Source organism: Lysinibacillus sp. CD3-6, assembly GCF_006351725.2.
In the GTDB taxonomy this organism is placed as follows: domain Bacteria; phylum Bacillota; class Bacilli; order Bacillales_A; family Planococcaceae; genus Lysinibacillus.
Genome location: NZ_CP085880.1, coordinates 4,060,237 through 4,083,329 on the forward strand (window position 1 = coordinate 4,060,237; position 23,093 = coordinate 4,083,329).

Below are 23,093 nucleotides of genomic sequence, written 5' to 3' on the forward strand. Positions count from 1 at the left end.
CGTGCAGTATAAAGTAAGCCGCAACAAGGTCTGTTGCGGCTTACTTTGCGTGCGTTCCTACAGGATCTTGCGTGGATTTTTTTCAGAATTGTTTGAGTGCCTGACACTTAAGGTTGTTTTGCTAAATAGCGGCCTACTTGTCTTCCGCTAAATAAACATCCGCCGACAAACGTTCCTTCCAAAGCTCGGTAACCATGTACACCGCCCCCTCCAAAACCACTCACTTCTCCTGCTGCAAATAGTCCTGGCACTAATTGTCCATCCATGCCAAATACAGCTCCATCTAAATTCGTCTGCAAGCCCCCTAATGTTTTTCGGGTTAAAATATTTAATCGCACTGCAATAAGTGGCCAATTTTTTGTATCTAAAATTTTATGAGGTTTTGCAACCCGTACTACTTTATCACCGATATATTTTCTCGCCCCGTATATGGCATTTACTTGTAAATCCTTCGTGAATTTATTGTCCATTTCACGATCCCGTGCTAATATTTGCTCTTTAATTTTAATAAAATCTAGCAAGTCATTCCCAGCAAGCTTGTTCATGCCATCTACTAGCTGTTTTAAATCGTTTGCAATAACAAAATCCTCACCTTGATTTTTAAATGCTTGAATCGGTGCGGGTGGTCCTGGCAAAATGCGTTTCATCAACTCTGGTATGCTTTTATTCGTTAAGTCAGGATTTTGCTCTGAACCTGATAAGGCAAACTCCTTTTCAATGATTTTTTCCGTTAAAATAAACCATGAATAATCATAACCTGTTTTTTGAATTGCCTCTAATGTACTTAATGTATCAAACCCTGGAAAGTTCGGTGCCCCAAAGCGATTTCCCTCGGCATCAAACCATAAAGATGAAGGACCTGGCAAAATACGAATACCATGGTTTGGCCAAATTGGGTCCCAGTTTTTTAAACCCTCTGTATAATGCCACATCCGATCACGATTAACGATACGCCCACCAGCATGTTCAGTAATCTCTAACATGCGTCCATCTACATATGCGGGTACACCACATACTATATTTTTAGGCGGCGTCCCAAGGCGTGCAGGCCAATTTTTACGTACTAAATCGATATTGGCCCCAATGCCCCCACTTGCTACAATAACTGCATTTGCTTCATAGGAAAAAGCACCTACCCCAATGCGTGAACTTTGCTCTCCACGTTGGGCAAAACTTTCAGCTAAAATTGTGCCACTTATGCCCATAATTCGTCCATCCTGCTGGATAAATTCATCTACACGATGTCTCGGCTTAAAATCAACAATTCCTTCCTTTATCGCTTTCTTCACTTTATCTGCAAAAGGCTTTACAATGCCTGGTCCCGTTCCCCAAACAATATGAAAGCGAGGAACCGAATTCCCGTGACCTCCCGCCAATGAGCCACCTCGTTCAGCCCAACCAACAACAGGGAAAAATTTTATGCCTAATGATTTAAGCCAGGCATATTTTTCACCTGCAGCAAAATCGACATAAGCCCTTGCCCATTTGTAAGCCCAACTATCCTCATCTTCCAAACGATCGAAGCCAGCAGTACCTAGCCAATCCTGCCACGCAAGCTCTTTGCTATCCTTAATACCAAGCCTTTTTTGCTCTGGTGTATTGACTAAAAATAGCCCACCAAAAGACCAAAATGCCTGTCCTCCCATTGAATTTTCAGGCTCTTGGTCTACTAATAGTACACGTTTCTTTGCATCTATTAATTCACAGGCTGCAACGAGTCCCGCCAGACCAGCTCCGACAATTGCTACATCGTATTTCATCCCAACACCCCCGAAAAATCGAAATCCATCTTTCTTTACATACATTCTTCTCTTATTGGCGCTTTACCTCCTTATCGTTTGATAATTTCGTCAAAAATATGGCATTAGCGAAATGTTCGCATTCCGTCTTAATTAAAGAGAGTTTTAGGAAAATAATCGAATGTACGACAATTATTTCTCAAAAATTTTTTATCATTTTATACTCGCTTAATCCTTATATTATCTGTCTTGACACATTCGTTAGCGCTTACAATGTCCACTGCAAAAAGACGAACAATAAAAGTTATAATTCAATATTTCGTTCGTTTATATGCAGTTTTCAGACTTTTGAAGCGAGTGATTTTAATCTTTTTTTGAATTATTGTTGACAAAGGTGAACAATAGGGATTATGATGTTAACAAATTTAATCACACAAAAATATAACGACGGAGACACGCTAGTCGCAAGAAAATCCAAAGAGAGCTGATGGTTGGTGTAAATCAGTGATTTCTACGATAAAGTTCCACTCCCGAATAGACATGCCGAAACATCCAAAAGTAAGCCTGTCCGTCACATGCACGTTACGCATATAGCTAAGACTGTATCGATTTTTTTCGAGCAGTAATTAAGGGTGGTACCGCGAACCTATATTTTTCAGCCTTTCGCCCCTTACGACACAATAGTTGTGTTCGTAAGGCGCGGAAGGCTTTTATATTTTTTCGAAAAAAAGATTGTTTACATGCTGTAGCATCACCCCTGTGGACTACTCATTTAGACATCACTACTAATTTTTTATTAAAAGGAGCTAATTACAAATGACTACTGCAACAAAAACAATTAACGTATTTATCGCTGATCCACTAAGTGAAGATGGTATTTTTCCATTACGCCAAGAAAAAGAATTAGACTTAAACGTTATTATCGACACTGGACTAGCACCAGAAGAATTAATTGCCAAAATTGCTGATATAGATGTATTACTAGTTCGCTCTCAAACAACCGTTACGCGTGAAGTAATTGAAGCGGCGAAAAGCTTAAAATTAATCGGTCGTGCTGGTGTAGGTGTAGACAACATTGATCTAGCTGCTGCAACAGAACACGGCATTATCGTTGTGAACGCTCCAGACGGTAACACAAACTCTGCCGCAGAACATACAATCGCCATGATGACTTCACTTGCTCGTCATATTCCCCAAGCTTTTAATACATTGAAAAACGGTAAATGGGATCGTAAATCATATGTAGGAGTAGAGCTTAAAAACAAAACGCTTGGAGTTGTTGGATTCGGACGTATTGGTGTAGAAGTAGCTTACCGTGCAAAAGGTCAGCGTATGAATATTATGGCGTATGATCCATTTTTAACTGATGAACGCGCAAATGAGCTAGGTGTTACGAAATCTACTGTCGAGGAAATTTGTGCCGCGGCAGATTTTATTACAGTACACACACCATTACTACCAGAAACACGTAACCTTATTAACAAAGAAAAGTTTGCCATGATGAAAGATGGCGTACGTATTATTAACTGTGCTCGTGGTGGTATCATTAATGAGGATGACTTATATGAGGCTATCGTCGAAGGTAAAGTAGCAGGTGCAGCATTGGACGTTTTCGTTTCTGAGCCAGCAACTGATCACAAATTACTAACTTTACCACAAGTCATTGCGACACCTCACTTAGGTGCATCTACAATTGAGGCACAAGAATCTGTAGCAGTTGACGTATCAAACGATATTATTAAATTTTACAAAACAGGTACAGTGACAAACCCAGTAAATATGCCTTCAATTCCAAAAGAACTACTTGCTCAAGTAGAACCATTCTTTGAATTAGCTGAAAAACTTGGTTCATTCTTATCTCAAATTACAGCTGAGCCAGTTAAAGAAATTAATCTATCTTATGCAGGTGAAATAGCAAACTATGATGTACGTCCTTTAACTTCTAATGCTCTAAAAGGTTTATTAGCTAAAAACTATGGCAATCACGTTAATGATGTCAATGCTCGTTACTTATCTGAACGTATTGGCATGAAAATTAACGAACATAAAACTACTACTGCAAAAGGCTTCACAAGCTTAATTACAGTTGAAGTAAAAACGGCTACTGAAACACATACTGTTGCTGGTACATTATTAAATGGCCTTGGCGCACGTATTGTAAAAGTAGAAAACTACGTAGTAGACGTTGTACCAGAAGGACACCTTCTTTACATTAAAAACACAGATAAACCAGGGGCAATTGGTCGCGTTGCAACAAAATTAGCTGAAAAAGATATTAATATCGCAACAATGCAAGTTGGACGTGCTGAAGTTGGTGGAACAGCTGTAATGATGCTAACAGTCGATAATATTGTTACGGAAGAAGATTTAACATACGTTTCACAACTTGAAAACATTGACGAAGTGAAAGCAATTGATCTTTAATGACTAAATTACAAAAGGCAACTAGAGTTTACACTCTTGTTGTCTTTTGTAATTTTATGGTTAATGTTCTACGTATAGAGGGCAACGCTACTGTGATAGCGCACATTGCCTAAGCTCTATAAACGTAGCTGGAGAATTTATCGTCGATTTCCTGCATTCTATCGGCGATTCATTAAGCTTTATCGACAATTAGGAGTTTTTACTTTCGTCTTGCTATACTCTTCGAGCATCCCCTCCATATGAAGCGGTTTGCCATAATTATAGTAGACTGCTAGCAATTCATATCAAGTTGATTGGAGCGAAGGGCGGGCGACTCCTGCGGGAAAGCACAGAACGTAAGATGCAACAAACCGCGCGTTAGCGAGGGTTGCGGCTTACGTGTGTGCCCGCGGAAAGCGCCCGAACGTAGCGGAAATCAACGGCAGTAGACATCTATTTTTATTTTAAAATGAAAAAAGACTGTAGGCAAACTCGAAATTTTTCGAGTTTGTCTACAGTCTGAAAGGACCGATTAGTTATTAATCAGTCCTTTTATGCATATTTATTTTTTGTTGCACTAATTCATAAGGATTAAAGCTCTTTCACAAGTTTTAAAAAGGCTGTTAATGAATCTACCTCATATGTTGGCGTGACAGCTCCTGTTGGTACATTGTTTTCACGGTTAATCCAAACATTACGCATGCCGACTCTAGATGAACCTAAAATATCTGTATTTAAGTTATCGCCAACCATAATTGCCTCGTCAGCAGTAATGCCCGCCTTTTCCATGACATGCTCAAAGATGGACGCATCTGGCTTCCCTTTTCCAAAATCACCAGAAATGATGATATGGTCAAAATACGGAGCAATTTCAGGTGTAATTTCTAACTTTAAATTTTGTAAGCTCGGTGCGCCATTCGTTAATAATATAAGTTGATATTTACCTTTCAGTTCATCTAAAACAGTAAAAGTATCTTCGTACAAAAGTGGCGACACTTTACGTTCTGCTACAAAGCGTTCGCCTAGTTCGGCTCCAAACTTTGCATCGTCAATTCCAAGTGCAGCTAAGCCCTTTGTCCACGCTTCTGAGCGATATCCAGGCACAATTTCTTTCATCTTTTGAAATGAATCGGTTGGATCATCAAATGTTCCCCAAAGTCCTTCGAATGGATTAATACCTATTAACACCGTATAGTCATATGTTTCGTAGCTTTCATAAAGTGCACGTGCTTCTTTGCGCACTGCCTCCTCTAATTCAGTTGAATCCACCGTATGTATTGTTGCTGCGTATGCGCATGTTTTTTCAAATGCTGTTTTTACAGATTTTTTGTCCCATAACAACGTATCATCCAAATCAAAAATAATTGTACTTATTGACATTGTGTCAGCTCCTAGCTTCTTTTCTACTTGAACAAAAAGCATTCATATCGCTTATTTTAGCATATTTTCAAAATAGTTAGCATAGTTAAATCGTAAAAATCCACTACGCTTTCCGCGGGCACAGTGTAAGCCGCAACCCCCGCTAGCGCGCGGCTTATTGCGACTTATGTTTGTGCTATTCTCGCAGGAGTCTTCGTGGATTTTTACTTAGTTAGCGCTACTGGCATCGCCATTTTAATTCAGAATTGTTTGAGTGACTGGCACTCAATTTTTTCGGCGTAATTTGTCCATTAAACTTTGCATTTCGGCCTTCTTTTGCTCTGTTTCTTCTTTTAATATGTCAATATGGTAAGTGTTATCAATTTCTTTAATTAAGACGCGATCACCAGCTTGTAACGATTGATTCACAGTGTTGATAGGTAGAATTAGTTGCTCAACTTCCTCTGGATATTTTAAAAAAATTGCATAGCCATCTTCAATGCGGTCTAATGTGTATTTAGTCGAGTTCACTTACAACTTCCCCTTTCGCATTAAGTAATTGTGCACTATCTCCATCATTTAGCCAAATCTGTCTTGTTGTCCACTTTAAATAATTTTGCCCCTCACGTGCTGTCGTTCCGCTAGTGACATAAATTGTTTTTCCTGGCTGTAATGATACATTAGGAAAATTAAAAACTTGATTCCCTTCTATTGATACAAGTTGCCAATCCTTTAACGAAACTGTATCTTGACCATTGTTTTTTATAGCGACTATTTCCTCTATTAAATCCTTGCTAATAATTTCTACATCTTGTTTCAAACTCGGTTTTTCAGCAATGGCACCTGACCACTCTTTCGCACTTACATTATAGCTTACCCCATCTGTTGAAACAGTAACTGTTCCAGCCTCGGCTGTTGCATAAATTTTACTTCCGATTGCCTGTAAACGCTCTACAACTTCAGCATGTGGGTGTCCATATTTATTGTCTTTGCCATAACTTAATATAGTTACTTCTGGTTGCACTGCTTGTATAAAGCTTTGAGAGCTACTTGTATTGGAACCATGATGGCCTGCCTTTAAAATAGTCGCCTTCACATTTTGTTGCATCATTTCTTTTTCTAGAGCTACACCTGCGTCACCTGTTAATAAAAATGAAATATTTCCATAGGTAACTTTTAGCACAATCGATGCATCATTATTATCTGAGGCATCTTCGTTAGCATTCAGTACTTTTATTTCTAGTTCATCATCAAAAGCAATGCTATCTCCCGTTTTCGGCACATTATACGGAATATTTTTCGTATCAATAAGTGATAGCATTTCTTCAAACGTTTGTGATGTATGTACTTTCCCAGAATCATAAAACTGTTCAATAGGGATCGAATTCAATACAGGGATTAAACCGCCAATATGATCCGCATCTGGATGTGTCGCGACGACTATATCAAGCTTATCTATACCAAGTTCATTTATATGTGAAACGACCTGTTGCCCAGCCCCTTTCACACCTCCATCAACGAGCATCGTTTTACCATTCGGTGACTCAATTAAAATTGAATCGCCCTGTCCTACATCAAAAAAATGCACACGCATTTCATGGCCAGCTGCCACTGGTATTTTTTCTGTTTCTAATGCTGATGTACAACCTGCTAATACAAAAATACAAAGGAGCACAGCGAATATTTTTTTCATTACATATCTTCCTTTCTATTTTCTATTATACAAAAAAAGAGAGCGAACCCGAAGGCCGCTCTCTGCTAAAGCAAATTAAACTAAAATCCACCACAAAATCATCGTAATCACAATCGTTACAAGCCCCTGTAATAGTGTCGCAACAGTTTGGGCTTTGTAGGCTTGTGTCACTTCCATTCCACTATACTGCGTAATAACCCAGAAAAAGCTATCATTTACATGACTAACCGTCATTGCCCCTGCTCCTATTGCCATTACCACCAATGCTAATGGAACAGCGCCTTCAATACCAAGCGTCATAAGCATTGGAGCTACTAGAGAAGATGTTATAACTAACGCTGTTGTTGAAGAACCTTGTGCTGTTTTTAACGCAGCCGCTACGATAAATGGTACAAGTAGGAATAGGCTTCCTGATGCAAACATACCTAAATCCATTTCTTGCAACATTTCACCAACGCCAGCATTTTTAATAACCGTTCCAAAAGAACCGCCCGCTCCAGTAATTAATAAAATCGGAGCAGCCTCTTTTAAGCTATCACCTATCCAACCAGTTAACGTTTTTTCACTTATTTCAGGTAATAACAACATTGCTGCTGCTACACCTAAAAATAAAGCAACTGTTGGTGATCCTAAAAAACGTAAAATCATATTAAACGTAGCTTCGCTATCCCCAACTAATGCTGCGATTGATCCTAGCCCGATTAACACAATTGGAAGCACAATCGGTAAAAATGATTTAAACGTTGATGGCATTTTACCAAATGATTTAATGATTTCTTCATAATCCAATGCCTCTAAGTCATCTTCAGGCACACGAATTTTTGTTGCTACTTTAACTGACCATAAATAGCCTACAAAAGTCGCTGGAATTGCTACTAACAATCCAATAACAATTACTGTTCCTAAATAATCTGCTGCCCCTATATTACCAGCCGCTGCTATTGGCCCTGGTGTTGGTGGCACTAATACGTGTGTAGCAAAGAGCCCTGTAGCCAAAGCTACAGCCATCGAGGCAATCGTAACATTTGCGCGCTTTGCTAATGATTTTTGTAAACTCGATAATATAATAAACCCTGAATCACAGAAAACAGGAATGGATACGATATAGCCGATTAAAGACATAGCTAATTGCGGACGCTTTGGCCCAACAATTCGCAATACCACTTCTGCCATACGATAGGCAGCCCCTGATTTTTCTAAAATAAGTCCGATAATTGTTCCTGCTATAATGACTAAACCAATGCTTGTCATCAAGCCTCCAAATCCAGTATTAATACTTTCAACAACCGTTAATAATGGCATTCCAGAAGCAATGCCTACAAAGAATGCACTAATTAATAGTGCTAGAAACGGATGAAGCTTTAGCTTTGCTGTTCCGACTACAACAAATATTACCCCTATTAAAATAATAACGAACAACATTTACTCATCCCCCATATTTACATAATTCTCAATTATTTTTTTCGTTTTTAGACGAATTAAACGATAAGGCTCTTGCATTGCTTGCTGGACAGTAGTCGATTCGTCTACTAACGATTCCACAACAGCAAAATAATTGAGCAAAATAGACTTATCCTCCTCATCAATGGCTCCAGACAATAGCATCGCCTGTGTGTTTGTTGTTTTTGCAGCCATTGCCACCCCCAATGGCGCCTTGCCATGTAATGTTTGGCGATCTGATTTACCTTCACCAGTAAGAACAATTTGTGCGTCTTTCAACTGTTTTTTTAACTGGACAGCCTCTATAACAATATCTATGCCTGCATGAAAAGTACCATTTAAAAAGGCAATTAATGCACCACCTACACCACCAGCAGCACCTGCCCCTTTATAATCATGTAAACGTATGTGATACTGCTTTTCCACAATATCTGCAAACTGCTTTAAGCAATTATCAAAATAAGTAATTTCATGCTTTTTCACACCTTTTTGCGGGCCAAAAATGGCTGTAGCGCCGCGCTCTCCAATCAATGGATTATCTACATCACATGCAATTGTAAATGTTGCTTCAGACAATCGTGCATCGAGCTGACTATTATCAATGGATGCTAAATCTAATAATGCTGACACGCCATTCGCAATAGATGTCCCATCATCTTTTTTAAACTGTAAGCCTAGTGCCTTTAATAAACCAATACCAGCATCGTTTGTGGCACTACCGCCTATTCCAATAATAAATTTTCGAAACCCTTTATTCAGTGCTGCCATTATTAACTGCCCTGTCCCATATGTTGATGCCAGCTCAGGATTTTTTTCACTGTCCTGCAACAGCATAATTCCAGAAGCCTGTGCCATCTCGATGACACAAGTTTCATCATCTCCAAGCACACCGAACTTTGCTTCGATTGTTCTGCCTAGCGGATCGAGCACATTTTCTGAAATATACTTACCTCCCGTTGAAGCAATAAGGGATTCTAGCGTACCTTCTCCACCGTCTGCCACTGGTAAAATAACTGTTTCAATCGATTGATCAGCATCCATGATTCCTTCATGCATCGCATTCGCAACTTCAAATGCAGATAAAGTACCTTTATAAGAATCTGGACAAATTATGACTTTCATTTGATACCCCCACTTTACATCCATTCATATTTAAATTGGTGCTCAGCTGTCAGACGATATAGTTTTATCGCATACAAGAAATTTCTTCTAGTCAAAGTTAAGCGCTTACAAATTATTATAATGACAATAAATTCAGAAAACATTATAATGAATGTACAAATTAACTGTAATATAACAGAGGTTTATTTATGCGAGGTGTATAAGCATGTTAACAAAAAAATTAGCAGAAGAAATCGTGCATCAAACAATGTTACGATTACGTCGCAACATTAATGTTATTAGTCCAACTGGAGTTATTTTAGCTTCTGGCGATAAAATGAGGGTAGAAAATATACACGAAGGCGCACTTTATGTGGCAAAATCAAAAGAAACACTCATCATTAATAAGGAAAACATCGATGCCTATCCCAATACAAAACCTGGCATCAATATGCCGATTATGTATCAAGATGAAGTCCTTGGAGTAATCGGTATTACAGGTGATTCTGAGGAAATTTTAGAAATTGCCAATCTTGTTCAACTAACAACTGAAATCATGACACATCAAGCGATTGTGGAATCAAAAAGTGAGTGGCAACGGAAAAACAACGATTACATATTTGAAGCGTTAGTGCACGGCAGTAAGATAGACGCCGCCTTACAAGAACGCATTCAAAAACTTCCATTCTCTCTTGAAGCACCTTTTCAAATTGTATTACTTAGCTTAGATGCACCTTCGTCTGCAGAAAATAGCCTCCCTCTGTTTTTTGAGGATTTATTTTATAAGCAGCCTGTTCTTTCAGGTCATAGCCAGCTTCATGAATACTATATATTACTAACAAACTATGATGAGCAGAAAAAACAACAAATGATGAAAGCTTTACGTAAAAAAAAGCATAAACTACCATCATTACAGATTGGTGTTGGACCAACTGTACCAAATTTATCGCAACTTCCAAATTGCTATAACGGCGCAAAAACAGCACTTGAATTTGCCTTTATGAATAAAGAAATTACGTTTTTTGAAGATGTCGAGTTATTTTCTCTTTTTAAAAAGAGAGACTCTGAAGAAGTACAAGCATTCCAAAATCGTGTGCTAAAAAATATGAATGCTAAACAACTTGAAACATTACAAACTTTTTTTGATTGTAATTTACAGCTGAAACTTTGTGCACAACAGCTTAATATTCACCGTCATACTCTTACCTATCGTTTAAATAAAATTCGAGAGCTAACAGGCTACGATCCGCAATATTTTGAGGATGCTGTCATCTTAAAAATGGCCTGCACTTTACGGTAAATCATAACCAGTCTGGGACATATAACTTATAAAGAAAAGTCATTCGTAATTTTTGCTATGGTTGATGTCCGCTACGGCGGGCGCTTTCCGCGGGCACACCGTAAGCCGCAACCCTCGCTAACGTGCGGTTTGTTGCGTCTTACTTTGCGTGCGTTCCCGCAGGAGTCGCCGCCTCCGCTACCATCAACTATTGCTCTCTGCTAAATATTATCTATTGCCAAAGAAAGAATGGCTAAGTTCTTCAGAATACGCACACCAAAAAAGTGTTAGATTGATTGCAGTCAATCTAACACTTTACTCTTTTGCCCTTTAAACATTATATAATTCATTTAATAGCTCAATTTTTTTGCCAATGGCGTCTTCAAATGTCATGATGTAAGCGGCAGGATCTTTTGGATTATGGAATTGTGTAATCTTCCCTGTCTCAGGATGAACAAATTTTGAAGATGCTCCACAACCAATACCTAAAATCGTCTGCACTTCCTCCATGATCACAATATTATAAATGCTTTCTTCTCCCGCTTTACTGTAGCCTACATTTTCTAAATTGCCTAAAATATTTTTTTGACGGTATAGATAGTAAGGAACATAATCATTTTCCTTCGTCCATACTTGTGCCATCTGCATCATTTGAGCAACCGTATCACGATCTGCCACCTTGTATTTATCTTTATTACGCGTCATTTCAGAGGCGCGTTTAAAGGATAATGTGTGAACAGTTAAAGACTCTGGCTGCATTTTTGCAGATTCCTCTAACGAATGTTGGAACTCTTCCGTCCCTTCATTCGGCAAGCCAATAATTAAATCCATATTGATGTTATTCATCCCAGATTCGCGTGCTAGCCAAAACTTATCAATTGTTTCTTGCACCGTATGATGGCGACCGATTGCTTTTAATGTTTCATCTGTATAAGACTGCGGATTTACACTAATACGATCAATGCCCCATTTTTTCAGTACAGCTAATTTCTCTGGAGTAATCGTATCTGGACGACCTGCTTCAACCGTCACCTCACGAATCGTTTCAGGATTCGGAAAAGCGTCATACATTGTTTGATACAGTGCATCCATTTCATGTGCTTCAATTGAAGTTGGTGTACCCCCACCCCAATAAATTGAAGTAATTTTCATATTGTTCTCAGTTAGCCACTTACCCATCTCACGCAATTCAATGTGCAAGCCATCTAAAAATGTCTCTACACGACCTTGTTTACGGTTACTTCCAATCGCATACGCAGGGAAAGTACAATATGCACATTTTGTTGGACAAAACGGAATGCCAATATAAACACTAATCTCCTTCTCGATATTGTCTAAGTCTGGAATAGTGACTAGCTGACGGGCAACAATGTCTTTCAACAGTGCTACTTTTTCCTCTGACAAACGGAAGTCACGTACGAGTACCTCCTCAATTTCTCTATCATCCATACCTGCCTGGCGGAATTTATGGTAAAGCTTTGTCGGGCGCACACCTGTTAAAATCCCCCATTGCTGATGCATACCAGTATGCTGTTCTAGCACATTTAAAAACACATGTGATAGTGCACGTTTCAGTCGAATATTTTGCTCACGACCAACCGCTTCCATCGCATAATCAATATGGTAATCATTCGTGTAACGTTTACCATCTACCTCAAGCACCGCGCTAGTATAGATAGAAAAATGTTCATCAACTCGGTAGCTGAAAGCAACGGACATATCGGCTTCCTGCGCAGTCGTACTTAACTTTGAATCCTCAAAAAACAAATTCGCAATATGATTTAATACGCGAATCCAATCCTCAGGATACTTTCGATCTATTTGAATAATTTTCATTGTTTTCGCTCTCTTCTTTCAATATTCCAATGTACATTACTAAATTAATGATTGCCTCAATAGTTTAACAAATTTTTATAAGTATAAGCAAAGCTACTATTTTCAAGTTATGATTAACAGAATATTTAGACTAATTATAGACAATTTATTTATTATTACCTATAATTTTTAGGAAAGGTGGTGTTGATAGTGGGTGTATTAATAGAAAACGGTTCTTCTGTTTCTAGCTTTATTCAGCAAATAGAAGTTGCCTTCCATCATTTTGATTTACAACGGTGTGACGAAAAGACAATGTATTTCACCATATTTTTTAAATATCGCGAACAAAAAGTTCTTTGTGATTTTATTTATATTATGAATCATCAAGAAATGTACGGGGCTATCTCTATCAACGAGCATTATAAACATGCAAGGAACTTTATTCAACAGCATTTCCACCATATCCTTTTATACTCTGACGAATTACGATTAGCACGAAACTTCATGAATACTACTCATTTCAAGATAAACTTCCAGCAGTTCGCCAAAAAATATCCAAAATATACGGCCAATAAACTGTTTTTTCCATAGGACAAGTTTTTAACAAAAGAGAGGCGTCAGTAGTATTCGGCGCCTCCCTCACTGTTATTCCTTTAACCTTTCACTCAACCCTGTAATATCAATTCCGTTTAATGCTTGTGTTGCAAGTCTATCTGCTTCGGCATTCTCTTTCCTTGAAATCAGTTTATAGTCTGGTCGAAGGCTTAGCTCACTTAATTTTGCGTCAATTTTGTCTGCCCAACCTGCTAAATCCTTTTCCAATGCGGCCCATTCTCCGTTTAGCTGATTAATAACGACTTGTGAATCCCCTATAATGCTAATCGGTAAATGATGAGCATTTAATAATTCAAGCTCCACTAGCCCTAAATAAAGCGCTGCATATTCAGCCTCATTGTTAGATTTAAGCTCCGCGGAAAAGGCATTTTTTCTTAGCCTATACGGTTTACCATTTTGCTCATAATAAATGGCACACCCAAGCCCTGATTGTTTAGTTGTACGATCAAAGCCTCCATCAAAATAGACAGTAATATTATGGGGTTCCGTATCAACTTCTTTTAGATATGCTTTTAGCTCCTTAATAGACCAGTTCGTATCTTGTCGATCGATAAATTGTAAGGATTTAACACGTCCTGTACGTTCCATATCTTCCGCCAATAATAACGCTTGAGCTCCAGGCATTTCTTCTGACCGTAAAATCGTTCCAGCACCCTTTGGTGTTTTATAAGTCCATTCAATTAAAACATGCATACAATTCCCTCCATAAGTGAAAACGTGTCTCGAATAGCCGAGACACGTTTTCCTTCTTACTTTGTTATATGTGCAAATATACGATTATTTATTCCTCAACATCATTAACGGTATGTTGCTGATAGACATGCTTACTTACATACCCTCGTACAATGATTGGATTGGTTTTACTAAAATACGATTTACTTCTTCGATAACACCACTTAGCTTCATCTCTGCTTCAAGCATTGCTACAATTTTCTCATTTTGTTGCGCAAGCTGAGCTGTTTTTTGAGCATACAGTAGTTCATCTTCCTGTAAATCTTCCCCAGCCATTTGCTTTTGCTGTAAATCTATTTGAATCTTACGGAAGTTTTGGAATAGCTTAATTGCATCCTCATCCGCCTTTACGACTGCTACTGCCTCTTCTAATGCTTTAAATTCCTCCGTTTTGCGGAAAGTTGCCTCCAAAGCATTAATCTCATTATAAATATTAACCATTATTTCTTTTTCCCCTTTCTAAATAAAGTAGACGATTAAACCTTGCACAATACCAATTAGACCACCAAGAACGGCACCAAGTACAGTAATCATTTTAAATTCACGCTTGGAAATGCCAAGGACAAGCTCTTCAAGTTTCGATACTGGGAACGAATCGACTTGTTCACGTACGACTTCTTGTAAATTTAAGCGTTTTAACACATCTTCTAATTTATCTTCTGCTCTAGTAAATGCCTTTTCAATCATTTGAGGCACGATTGTTTCCCTCATCCAAGTACTACCGCTAGGCCAGTAATATGAAATAGGATGCTGTAAGCGTTCTGCAACTGCTAATTGATCTTTTACATAGCTTTGTAAATTTGCTAATATCGGTTCAAAATCAATATCCTCTAAAAAATCCATTGCTGGACGATCCTTTAATTTTTCCCACTCCTGTGTGAAAATGTTCGTTAGCAGCGCTGTTGTTCCAGGAGCCTGTATAAACTTCACAAGCTCACGTTGTACTTTACCCATAAGTGACGAAGAATCACCTAAAAACATATTAAGCATACCGCCTAGTGATCCTTTTGACGATAAAAAGTCATCAATCATCGCCTTTATCGTCATTTCTCCAGCTGGCGATAAAAAATAATCTTCGCCTTTCTGCAAAATATGCCCCACTGCTACTGGAATTTTAGCATCAATCGTCTGTTGAATGTCCTCCGATAACAGTGTACGAATTGTTCTCGTTGATAATGTATTCTTAACTGATTCAAATTGTCCGGCTACAATTTGCTCTACCTTTTGTTCAATCGTGACAGGCATATTGGAGAAACCAGCTAAAGTTAACCAATCTTGAATCGTTTTATCTTCCGTAAAAAATGTTTCTTCTACTTTTGTTTGTACAAATTGTTCTACTTTATCTTGAATATCTTTTGAGAAAAACTTTTTCCTAAAGGTCTCAGGTGTCAGTAGATAATTGACGACAGTCAATCCAAGCTGCTTCGCTAATTCATCACGTCTTTTTGGAATAAGACCAGGTGTAAATGGCACACGCCAATTTTTAATATAGATCGCTTCATGAGGTCGAAATAGCATTTTAATTGCTAAGTGATTTGTTATACCTCCGATTGCAGCACCGATGATTGCCATAAATAATAATGTCACTATAAAATTGTCCATTAGCATCCTCTCATTTCAATCATATTCACTTTTGGCGTATTTTGTCGCCTATTGGACTCATTATAGCAGAGCAATGAAATCCAACGAAAGAAATACCCTCCATTTAATTACGATAAAGCATAATTGTACCTATCTTTAATACATTACAAATTGTTTAGTTGCAAAATGCCTGCTATCCTTGAATAATATTAAATACATATCATTAGAAATGGGGTTTGTATATGATTCAGCATTTTAGCTTTAAACCTTTATTTGAAAATACACAGCTTCCTGGATGGGCCATTTCGTTTTTCTATCAACGTGAACGTTACGCTGCAGAATATTTAAAGGACGGCGTTATCCAATGGATTGGACCTATTCCTCCAAATGAAGAAGATGTTAAAAAAATGATTCACGAACTTATGCTTTTCCATATTTATGACTAATAATAACGATATTTTTTTGCTTTTATCCACTTAAAAATACCTAATATTTACTAGTAAAATCACTGCTATTATACGAAAAGTGCTTATTTATATTGATATTCCTGTATTTTTCTTATACATTTAATAAATGAATTTATTTCTATAATGTTTTTTATGCAGGAGGCTATTTCAATGAGTAAAGTCGCACTTTCTGATGACTTAAACAACTATAATTCGAAAGCATTAATTCGTGCAAAAGTAAAAGAACTTTTTTCTGAATTTTCCGCAAAAATTTTCGGATTAGTCGATGAGGCTAGCACTATCGATAGTAAAAAATTTGAAGCACTATCTGGCTTTAGCAGTAATTTTTACAGTGAGTATTGTAGCCAATTAAAAGCTATTTTTGAATCTCCAACTGGAATAGGAAAACGTGCCAATAAACAAATGTATTTAATTTACAATGGCAATCATTATATTCTTACCCAACAAGGGCTAACAGATAAAGCACCTATCATCATTTCAACTTTTTCAGGCGCCATCCCTATAAAAGAGTCTGTGCATGATGTAGAAAAGGCTTGTCTTAAATTACGTTTCCAACAATAATTTTTTCGATACATATCAACGCAAAAAAGAGGTTATCTCCTATACGGAGACAACCTCTTTTTTTGTTGCATATTAAAAATAATTCATTTAAAAAAATCCACAAGTAAAGCACTCTTGAGATTTTTGACGTGTCGTTTTATATGAGATGCAAATGCTTCTTTCTCTAAATAAACTATCCTTGCTCCATATAAAGTTAGCATAATGCATATTGATTTTCAATCATTTGTCATCTAGATAATGTTCATTTTTTTTAAAAGTAATGGCTTCATAAAATAGTATAAAAAAGTCGTTGTCAATATTTGTGTTTTAGTTATAAATAACTTATGATTAAAACATCCAACAATTTTTTAAATCATAGGAGGTGTACACTTTGTTTACTTCCCTCATTCGGGCGGGGACAAAGGAATTATTTGGACGGAGACATATTGGAAATAACCATAAGGTTGGCGGCATTCGCCCTACTAATCATAATGACAGGATTTTTCGTTGCAACTGAATTTGCAATCGTAAAAGTGAGAACTACCCGTATTGATCAATTAGTCGCAGAAGGCCATAAAAAAGCGAAAAATGCAAAACGTGTTGTATCGGATTTAGACGAGTACTTATCCGCTTGTCAGTTAGGTATTACAATTACAGCACTTGGACTTGGGTGGCTAGGTGAACCAACGTTTGAAATCATTTTACATCCAGTGTTCGAGTTTCTAAATCTGAACGGTAGCATAACATCTATCCTTTCATTTATACTTGCATTCTCTATTGTAACGTTTATGCATGTAGTTATCGGGGAATTGGCGCCAAAAACTTTAGCCATCCAAAAAGCAGAATTTGTTACATTAAACTTGTCTGGTCCATTAATTTTATTCCATAACATTACGTATCCAATCATTAAATTATTAAATGGCTCTGCTCGTGGTTTAACAGGTCTATTTGGTCTTAAAATGATGTCAGAATCAGAAGTTGCGCATACTGAAGAAGAATTGCGTATGATTTTGTCGGATAGTTTAAAAGGTGGAGAAATTAATAACGCAGAATATGAATATGTAAACAGTATCTTTGAGTTCTCAGATCGCCTTGCAAAAGAAATCATGGTGCCACGTACTGAAATCGTCGGAATTGAGAAAGAGCTTACGATTAAAGAAGTATTCGATTTAATGGGTGTCGAGCAATATACTCGTTATCCAATTATCGACGGTGATAAAGACCATATTATTGGCTTAGTCAATATGAAGCATTTATTAACTGCTTACATTAAAGACCCAGCAAATGGTGATAAACTAGTGATTGACTATATGCAACCGATTATTCGCGTTATGGAAACAACGCAAATTAATGAATTATTACTCAAGATTCAACGTGAACGTATTCATATGGCTATTTTAATGGATGAGTATGGTGGAACATCGGGTCTTGTAACCATTGAAGATATTATCGAGGAAATTGTCGGGGACATTCAAGATGAGTTTGATGAAGATGAAATCCCTGAAGTACAAGAAGTTGCAGAAAATCATTTTATTTTAGATGCAAAAATGCTACTAGAAAACGTCAATGATATGCTAGGTACTGACATAGAAGATGATGATATCGATACGATTGGTGGTTGGTTCATGACGAAGCGTTTCGATGCTGTTGAAGGTGATAGCATTGAAGAGCAAGGTTTTGAATTCACAGCTAAAGAACTAGACGGTCACCACATATTATACTTAGAAGTTCTGAAATTACCTGAACTTGATTTAGTAAATGATATCGAAGAATCGAAAGACTATAAATAACACAGCTAAGACGGCTCCCTTTCATATAAGGGGGTCGTTTTATAATGCCCGAAAGTTTTGCGAGGAGGAAACAAAATGGAGCTCTATACAAATTTACGTCAAGGGGAAAAAGGCGCTTGGTTATCTATCGCTACTTACTTAATTCTGAGCTCGACAAAGCTAACAATTGGCTACATTGGAACATCTGAAGCTTTAAAAGCAGATGGATTAAACAATACAACGGATATTATTGCATCTATTGCCGTATTAATCGGCTTGCGTATTGCCCAAAGACCACCAGATTCAAATCACCAATATGGCCATCTGCGCGCTGAGACGGTTGCTTCACTTGTTGCATCATTTATTATGCTTGTTGTCGGCTTACAAGTTTTGATTGCGTCTTTAAAAGGACTATGGGAGCCAAGTGGCACAACTCCATCTATGTTAACAGCATTTGTCGCAATTGGGAGTGCTGGAGTAATGTATATTGTTTATCGTTATAATTTAGCTTTATCAAAAAAAATTCGCAGTGCTGCTGTCAAAGCTGCCGCTTATGACAATCGTTCAGATGCACTTGTCAGCATTGGTACAGCTATCGGGATATTCGGTGCAATTTTCGGCTTCCCAATCATAGATACATTGACAGCGCTTGTTGTAGCTTTTCTTATACTAAAAACGGCCGTGGAAATATTTTGGGAAGCTGTTCAAAGTCTTACAGATGCATTTGATATCGATGAAGTCGAGACTTTATCGGTTTTAATTCGCAATGTAAGCGGCGTTATTGAGCTTTTAGATTTCAAAGGACGCGCACATGGCAATATGTACTTTATAGATGTAACTGTGACAGTGAATCCTTACTTAAATGTCTTTGAAAGCCACCGTATTACTGAAGAAATTGAACGAACAATTATGCGGGAAAATCACTTCTGTCACGTACTCGTGCATATTGAACCACACATCGAAGATTTGCCGCCTACACACAAAAGCCAGCCTCCTACCACTTGATGGTAAGAGACTGGCTTTTTGTAATATTTCGCTTCGCTCTAAAAAATTACTTAATTGCTATATAAATATCGACTTGAGCCTCATTAGGTTGGCATCGTTCATCATATACTTCAAAGTCACCAGTATACGTTCGTTCCACTTCTGCATTTGCAAACCAAGCCCAAATATCTTGCCAAGCTTTAATAACAATGTCTGGCATTGATCCTTTTTCGGAACTAAAGACTAAATATTTAGAGGCAGGAACTGTTTTTACGGACATCTCCTTTGGCACATCTTTGTCAGTTGATACTTCCACTCCAAGCGTTATTGAATAATCTCCGTTAACATCTGTTTCATAATCCGAATACAGTCCATACATAACGCCCTCATTCACTTGATTGAACAGTTGACCCGCAACATTTTGCTGAAAATAATCTGTCCATAATTGTGGTATTTTCGCTGTAGGAGTTAATTCATTCGCATTATTTGTGCGCGCTGTTATCCCTACTATTTGAAAACTTTGTTTTTCCTTTATAACTGGTTGTTTGACCTCTCGTGTTCGCCATCTTTTTAAATTAGGTAAAAACGAAGCTAACATTTGTCGTGCCTCTTCTTCTACCATACCTTCTTCTTTTAAATGCGGTACACATAAAGAAATCATCATATCAACAGTTATATTTGGCTGTTTAAACTCTCCTAATTCGTAGCAATATATGCAATAATCCTGAGATACTTGTCCATCCTTTTCTGTTCCTAATAATTCCGCGCTCACTAATGGCATTCCACAGCTTTGGCAATAACTTTGCATCTTTTACTTCCACCCTTCGTTCATTTGTATTCACTATAACAAAGCAAACTTGACATCTGTATGTCATCAATTGAAAGGTTATTTCTCACCTTTTGTTTCCTGATATAATGCGACAATTTCCTGTGCCCGTTTGTGCACAATATCAACTAAATAAGGTGGATCAATAAGCTTTATTCGATTCCCAAAGCTCAGCAGAAATCCATAGAGCCATTCATCTTCAGGCAATGACACTTGCACGATTGATTTTTCATTATCTATATGTTCTGCTCCAAATGTTTCTTCCACTAGTGTTCGAATTGATTCATCGAATGACAGCGTGATTGCCACTAAGTTGTGTGGTTGCTGCCAAGCTTTATCCCAAGGAAGTTCTGCTAAATGAACTGCCTTCCGTTCAAAACATACGAATGCCTCTTTAATATCCTTCATTCTTGAAATTTTAAATAACCGAAAACTATTTCTTAATGTGCAATAGCCATAGATATACCACACTTTCCCCTTTTGTACTAAAGTATGTGGCTCTATTAAGCGCTTTGTCATCGTCCCATGCGCAGTTGAATACAAAAAGCTGACACATTGCTCGTCCTCAATTGCCTTTTTCAATAACGTTATTTGTTCTTTTAATATAACGTTTTGTCCCCAAGGGCTGAGGTCAATAAATACATGGTCCATCGATTTTTTCACTTTGTCATCTGCTATCCCCGTTAATTTTTCTAAAACGGCTTTAGCATGTGTATCCTCATATGACGTCAAGGCACTTTTGAGCGCAATCGATAGAGAGGTTAGTTCCTCCTTCGTTAAAATTTGCTTATCCATTCTATATCCATCGATTAAACTAATTCCTCCATTTACTCCTTGCTGACTTACAACAGGTACCCCTGCAAAGCTAAGGGTTTCAACATCGCGGTAAATTGTGCGAACGGATACGTCAAATAAATCTGCCAATTCTTGAGCCCTTACTTTTTTACGATTAATTAAAATCATAGTCATCGTTAGTAAACGGTCTACTTTCATTTGTCTAATTCCTCAACTTTGTACATATTTTTAAAACACACACTACTTTTCCACAACAAAGTAATTTTCAATTACTTATATCCTATTATTTTTAAGTATTTTTTAAGTACCTTTTGAGTTTTCTTTAAGTCAAATGTACTATAATAACCGCTATTACATAATACATTCATTAGAATGTTTTTACAAAATAAGAAAAAAGAAACTTTAAATCCCTTCAGTCAATTTTCTAGTTTAACTATCGCAACTTTCTTTTTGTAAAATAGTTTAATAATAAACGCTTATACAATTATTTCAATTCTCTTAACACTACATAAAAAACTTTTATCCTCTATATAATGGGGAGACCTTTTCAAAAACAATGTACTAGAGTTTAATGGTTTTCAATTTAATTGTATAAAGGAGATTTTGATGTGATTCGAGCCGTTTTAATAGACAATGAACCTCTAGCTTTACACTATTTTCAAAATAAGCTACAAAACTTTCAACAAATAGAGGTTATCAAAACCTTCACTAGTGTAAAGCTATTCTTAAATAGCCTTCCATCACTGGAATTTGAAGTAATTTTTTTAGAAATAAAGCTTGATGAACTGAATGGACTTGAAGTAGCTGATATTATAAAAAGCAATCATCCACATGTAATTGTTATATTTATAACTTCGTATTCAGAATTTGCAATCCAAGCATATGAAATAGGAGGACTTGATTATTTACTTAAACCGATTAGCCAAGCACGCTTACAAAAAACAATATCACGTATTGAACATGAATTTTCTATGCAACAGTTGGTACAACAAACTTCTAATACGATTTTAAACGTCCAATGCTTTAATCAATTTGCTACCTATAGCAACAATAGTCTCGTTTCCTTTAAAACGGAGAAAACAAAAGAATTATTCGCCTATTTTATATTGCATCCTAACATGCCTATTCATCGAGATGTGTTAATTGAAATTCTGTGGCCTAATTTAGATTACGTTCGTGCCAAATCTAATCTTCATACAGCACTATCTTATTTAAGAAAAACATTAAATAATATGGGCTATACGAACTGTATAATATTTTCTAATAAATATTACATTTTTGAGAAACCAAATATTTTGTGTGATTTATACGAATTCCAAGATTGTTTTAATGATTTTAAGAAGTCCGATTATCCTCCGATTACATTAATTAACCAATGTCTTGCTATTTATAAGGACGGCTTACTCGTATTTGATGATTATGAATGGGCTACCTCTGATAGAGATAAGCTTACTAAATCATACATAGAGTTATTAGAGAAAGGATTTCAAACGAGCATAGCAACTGAGACGGAAAAAGCTATTGACTATCTCAAACGTTTAATAGAGTTTGATCCTTATAATGAACATAAGCTTGAACAATATTTACAATTGTTAATTAATGCGGGATTTCATACACAGGCATACACTATTTTTTTATCCTATGAACAAAAATTAAAAGAAGACTTAGCACTTACTCCGAGCTCCACTTTACTAGAAATGTCGAAGAAATTATTTAGTTATAATCAATAAATTACATGGAAAGAAAAGCATGCCAACCTTTTTAAATTTAGAAACAGTAGCAAAACATTCGTATTTTTTGCTGCTATTTACTATGGTGAAGAACTTTAGCTATTCATAATCTTTAGCAATAGAAAATTTTCTCAAATAGCACTAGTTGATAGTAGCGAAGGCGGTGACTCCTGCGGGAATGCACGCAACGAAAGACGCAACAATCCGCGCGTTAGCGAGGGTTGC

Annotated in this window: 20 protein-coding genes and 1 other annotated feature; of the genes, 8 read left to right on the top strand and 12 right to left on the bottom strand. The window is 37.1% G+C overall.

Translation table 11 applies throughout. From position 1 onward, the window contains the following. Positions 1-107 precede the first annotated feature (107 nt). Positions 108-1,760 (bottom strand): FAD-binding dehydrogenase, encoded by a 1,653-nt coding sequence (locus tag FH508_RS20160; RefSeq protein ID WP_173479816.1) that lies wholly within the window; start codon positions 1,758-1,760, stop codon positions 108-110. Between the two features lie 414 nt (positions 1,761-2,174). Further along, positions 2,175-2,413 (top strand) — a binding site (T-box leader). A gap of 142 nt (positions 2,414-2,555) precedes the next feature. On the opposite strand from FH508_RS20160, the gene serA reads away from it, so the two are divergent. Next, a complete protein-coding gene (gene serA / locus FH508_RS20165; protein WP_173479817.1) occupies positions 2,556-4,163 on the top strand; it encodes a phosphoglycerate dehydrogenase in 1,608 nt (535 codons plus the stop codon). A gap of 570 nt (positions 4,164-4,733) precedes the next feature. Here the strand turns inward: serA and FH508_RS20170 are convergent. The 5 genes from FH508_RS20170 to FH508_RS20190 form a co-directional block, all read right to left on the bottom strand. Continuing rightward, the gene (locus FH508_RS20170) at positions 4,734-5,522 is read right to left on the bottom strand and encodes an HAD family hydrolase (RefSeq protein WP_173479818.1); all 789 of its coding nucleotides are present in this window, start codon (positions 5,520-5,522) and stop codon (positions 4,734-4,736) included. Positions 5,523-5,786: 264 nt separating this feature from the next. Next, positions 5,787-6,032 carry a DUF3006 domain-containing protein gene (locus FH508_RS20175; protein ID WP_173479819.1) on the bottom strand — a complete coding sequence of 82 codons (246 nt, stop codon included), beginning with the start codon at positions 6,030-6,032 and terminating at the stop codon, positions 5,787-5,789. Beyond that, complete coding sequence (locus FH508_RS20180; RefSeq protein ID WP_173479820.1) at positions 6,019-7,194, bottom strand: MBL fold metallo-hydrolase; 1,176 nt, start codon at positions 7,192-7,194, stop codon at positions 6,019-6,021. The genes FH508_RS20175 and FH508_RS20180 overlap by 14 nt, the downstream gene beginning before the upstream one ends. 75 nt (positions 7,195-7,269) lie before the next feature. Beyond that, entirely contained in the window at positions 7,270-8,616 is a 1,347-nt protein-coding gene (locus FH508_RS20185; protein ID WP_173479821.1) for a GntP family permease, read from the bottom strand. Then, positions 8,617-9,756 carry a glycerate kinase gene (locus FH508_RS20190; protein WP_173479822.1) on the bottom strand — a complete coding sequence of 380 codons (1,140 nt, stop codon included), beginning with the start codon at positions 9,754-9,756 and terminating at the stop codon, positions 8,617-8,619. It lies immediately after the preceding gene. A 205-nt stretch (positions 9,757-9,961) separates the two neighbouring features. Between FH508_RS20190 and FH508_RS20195 the strand changes: the two genes are divergently transcribed. Continuing rightward, positions 9,962-11,035: a CdaR family transcriptional regulator gene (locus FH508_RS20195; protein ID WP_173479823.1), complete on the top strand. Its 1,074-nt coding sequence runs from the start codon at positions 9,962-9,964 to the stop codon at positions 11,033-11,035. Positions 11,036-11,344: 309 nt separating this feature from the next. Here the strand turns inward: FH508_RS20195 and FH508_RS20200 are convergent, their stop codons facing one another. Beyond that, on the bottom strand, positions 11,345-12,850 hold the full coding sequence (locus FH508_RS20200) for a coproporphyrinogen III oxidase (protein ID WP_173479824.1): 1,506 nt from the start codon (positions 12,848-12,850) through the stop codon (positions 11,345-11,347). Between the two features lie 189 nt (positions 12,851-13,039). On the opposite strand from FH508_RS20200, the gene FH508_RS20205 reads away from it, so the two are divergent. Further along, entirely contained in the window at positions 13,040-13,420 is a 381-nt protein-coding gene (locus FH508_RS20205; RefSeq protein ID WP_228134167.1) for a hypothetical protein, read from the top strand. Between the two features lie 54 nt (positions 13,421-13,474). On the opposite strand, the gene FH508_RS20210 is transcribed toward FH508_RS20205, so the two are convergent. The 3 genes from FH508_RS20210 to FH508_RS20220 all read right to left on the bottom strand — a co-directional run bounded on the left by FH508_RS20210 (position 13,475) and on the right by FH508_RS20220 (position 15,778). Then, a complete protein-coding gene (locus FH508_RS20210; protein WP_173479825.1) occupies positions 13,475-14,137 on the bottom strand; it encodes a ribonuclease H family protein in 663 nt (220 codons plus the stop codon). A 135-nt stretch (positions 14,138-14,272) separates the two neighbouring features. Beyond that, entirely contained in the window at positions 14,273-14,617 is a 345-nt protein-coding gene (locus FH508_RS20215) for a YlbF family regulator (protein ID WP_173479826.1), read from the bottom strand. An 18-nt stretch (positions 14,618-14,635) separates the two neighbouring features. After that, complete coding sequence (locus FH508_RS20220) at positions 14,636-15,778, bottom strand: DUF445 domain-containing protein (protein WP_173479827.1); 1,143 nt, start codon at positions 15,776-15,778, stop codon at positions 14,636-14,638. 221 nt (positions 15,779-15,999) lie between these two features. Here FH508_RS20220 and FH508_RS20225 point away from each other — a divergent pair, with 221 nt between their 5' ends. The 4 genes from FH508_RS20225 (at position 16,000) to FH508_RS20240 (ending at position 19,538) form a co-directional block, all read left to right on the top strand. Next, entirely contained in the window at positions 16,000-16,203 is a 204-nt protein-coding gene (locus FH508_RS20225) for a YheE family protein (protein WP_173479828.1), read from the top strand. A gap of 171 nt (positions 16,204-16,374) precedes the next feature. Beyond that, positions 16,375-16,785 carry a hypothetical protein gene (locus tag FH508_RS20230; protein WP_173479829.1) on the top strand — a complete coding sequence of 137 codons (411 nt, stop codon included), beginning with the start codon at positions 16,375-16,377 and terminating at the stop codon, positions 16,783-16,785. A gap of 425 nt (positions 16,786-17,210) precedes the next feature. After that, on the top strand, positions 17,211-18,554 hold the full coding sequence (locus FH508_RS20235; protein WP_255639588.1) for a hemolysin family protein: 1,344 nt from the start codon (positions 17,211-17,213) through the stop codon (positions 18,552-18,554). Between the two features lie 75 nt (positions 18,555-18,629). Beyond that, positions 18,630-19,538: a cation diffusion facilitator family transporter gene (locus FH508_RS20240; protein ID WP_173479830.1), complete on the top strand. Its 909-nt coding sequence runs from the start codon at positions 18,630-18,632 to the stop codon at positions 19,536-19,538. A gap of 46 nt (positions 19,539-19,584) precedes the next feature. Here FH508_RS20240 and FH508_RS20245 read toward each other — a convergent pair whose 3' ends face one another. Both FH508_RS20245 and FH508_RS20250 read right to left on the bottom strand, forming a co-directional pair. After that, complete coding sequence (locus tag FH508_RS20245; protein ID WP_173479831.1) at positions 19,585-20,325, bottom strand: effector binding domain-containing protein; 741 nt, start codon at positions 20,323-20,325, stop codon at positions 19,585-19,587. Positions 20,326-20,403: 78 nt separating this feature from the next. Further along, complete coding sequence (locus FH508_RS20250) at positions 20,404-21,336, bottom strand: helix-turn-helix transcriptional regulator (protein WP_173479832.1); 933 nt, start codon at positions 21,334-21,336, stop codon at positions 20,404-20,406. A 410-nt stretch (positions 21,337-21,746) separates the two neighbouring features. Here FH508_RS20250 and FH508_RS20255 point away from each other — a divergent pair, with 410 nt between their 5' ends. Then, the gene (locus FH508_RS20255; RefSeq protein WP_173479833.1) at positions 21,747-22,868 is read left to right on the top strand and encodes a response regulator; all 1,122 of its coding nucleotides are present in this window, start codon (positions 21,747-21,749) and stop codon (positions 22,866-22,868) included. The last annotated feature ends 225 nt before the right edge of the window (positions 22,869-23,093 follow it).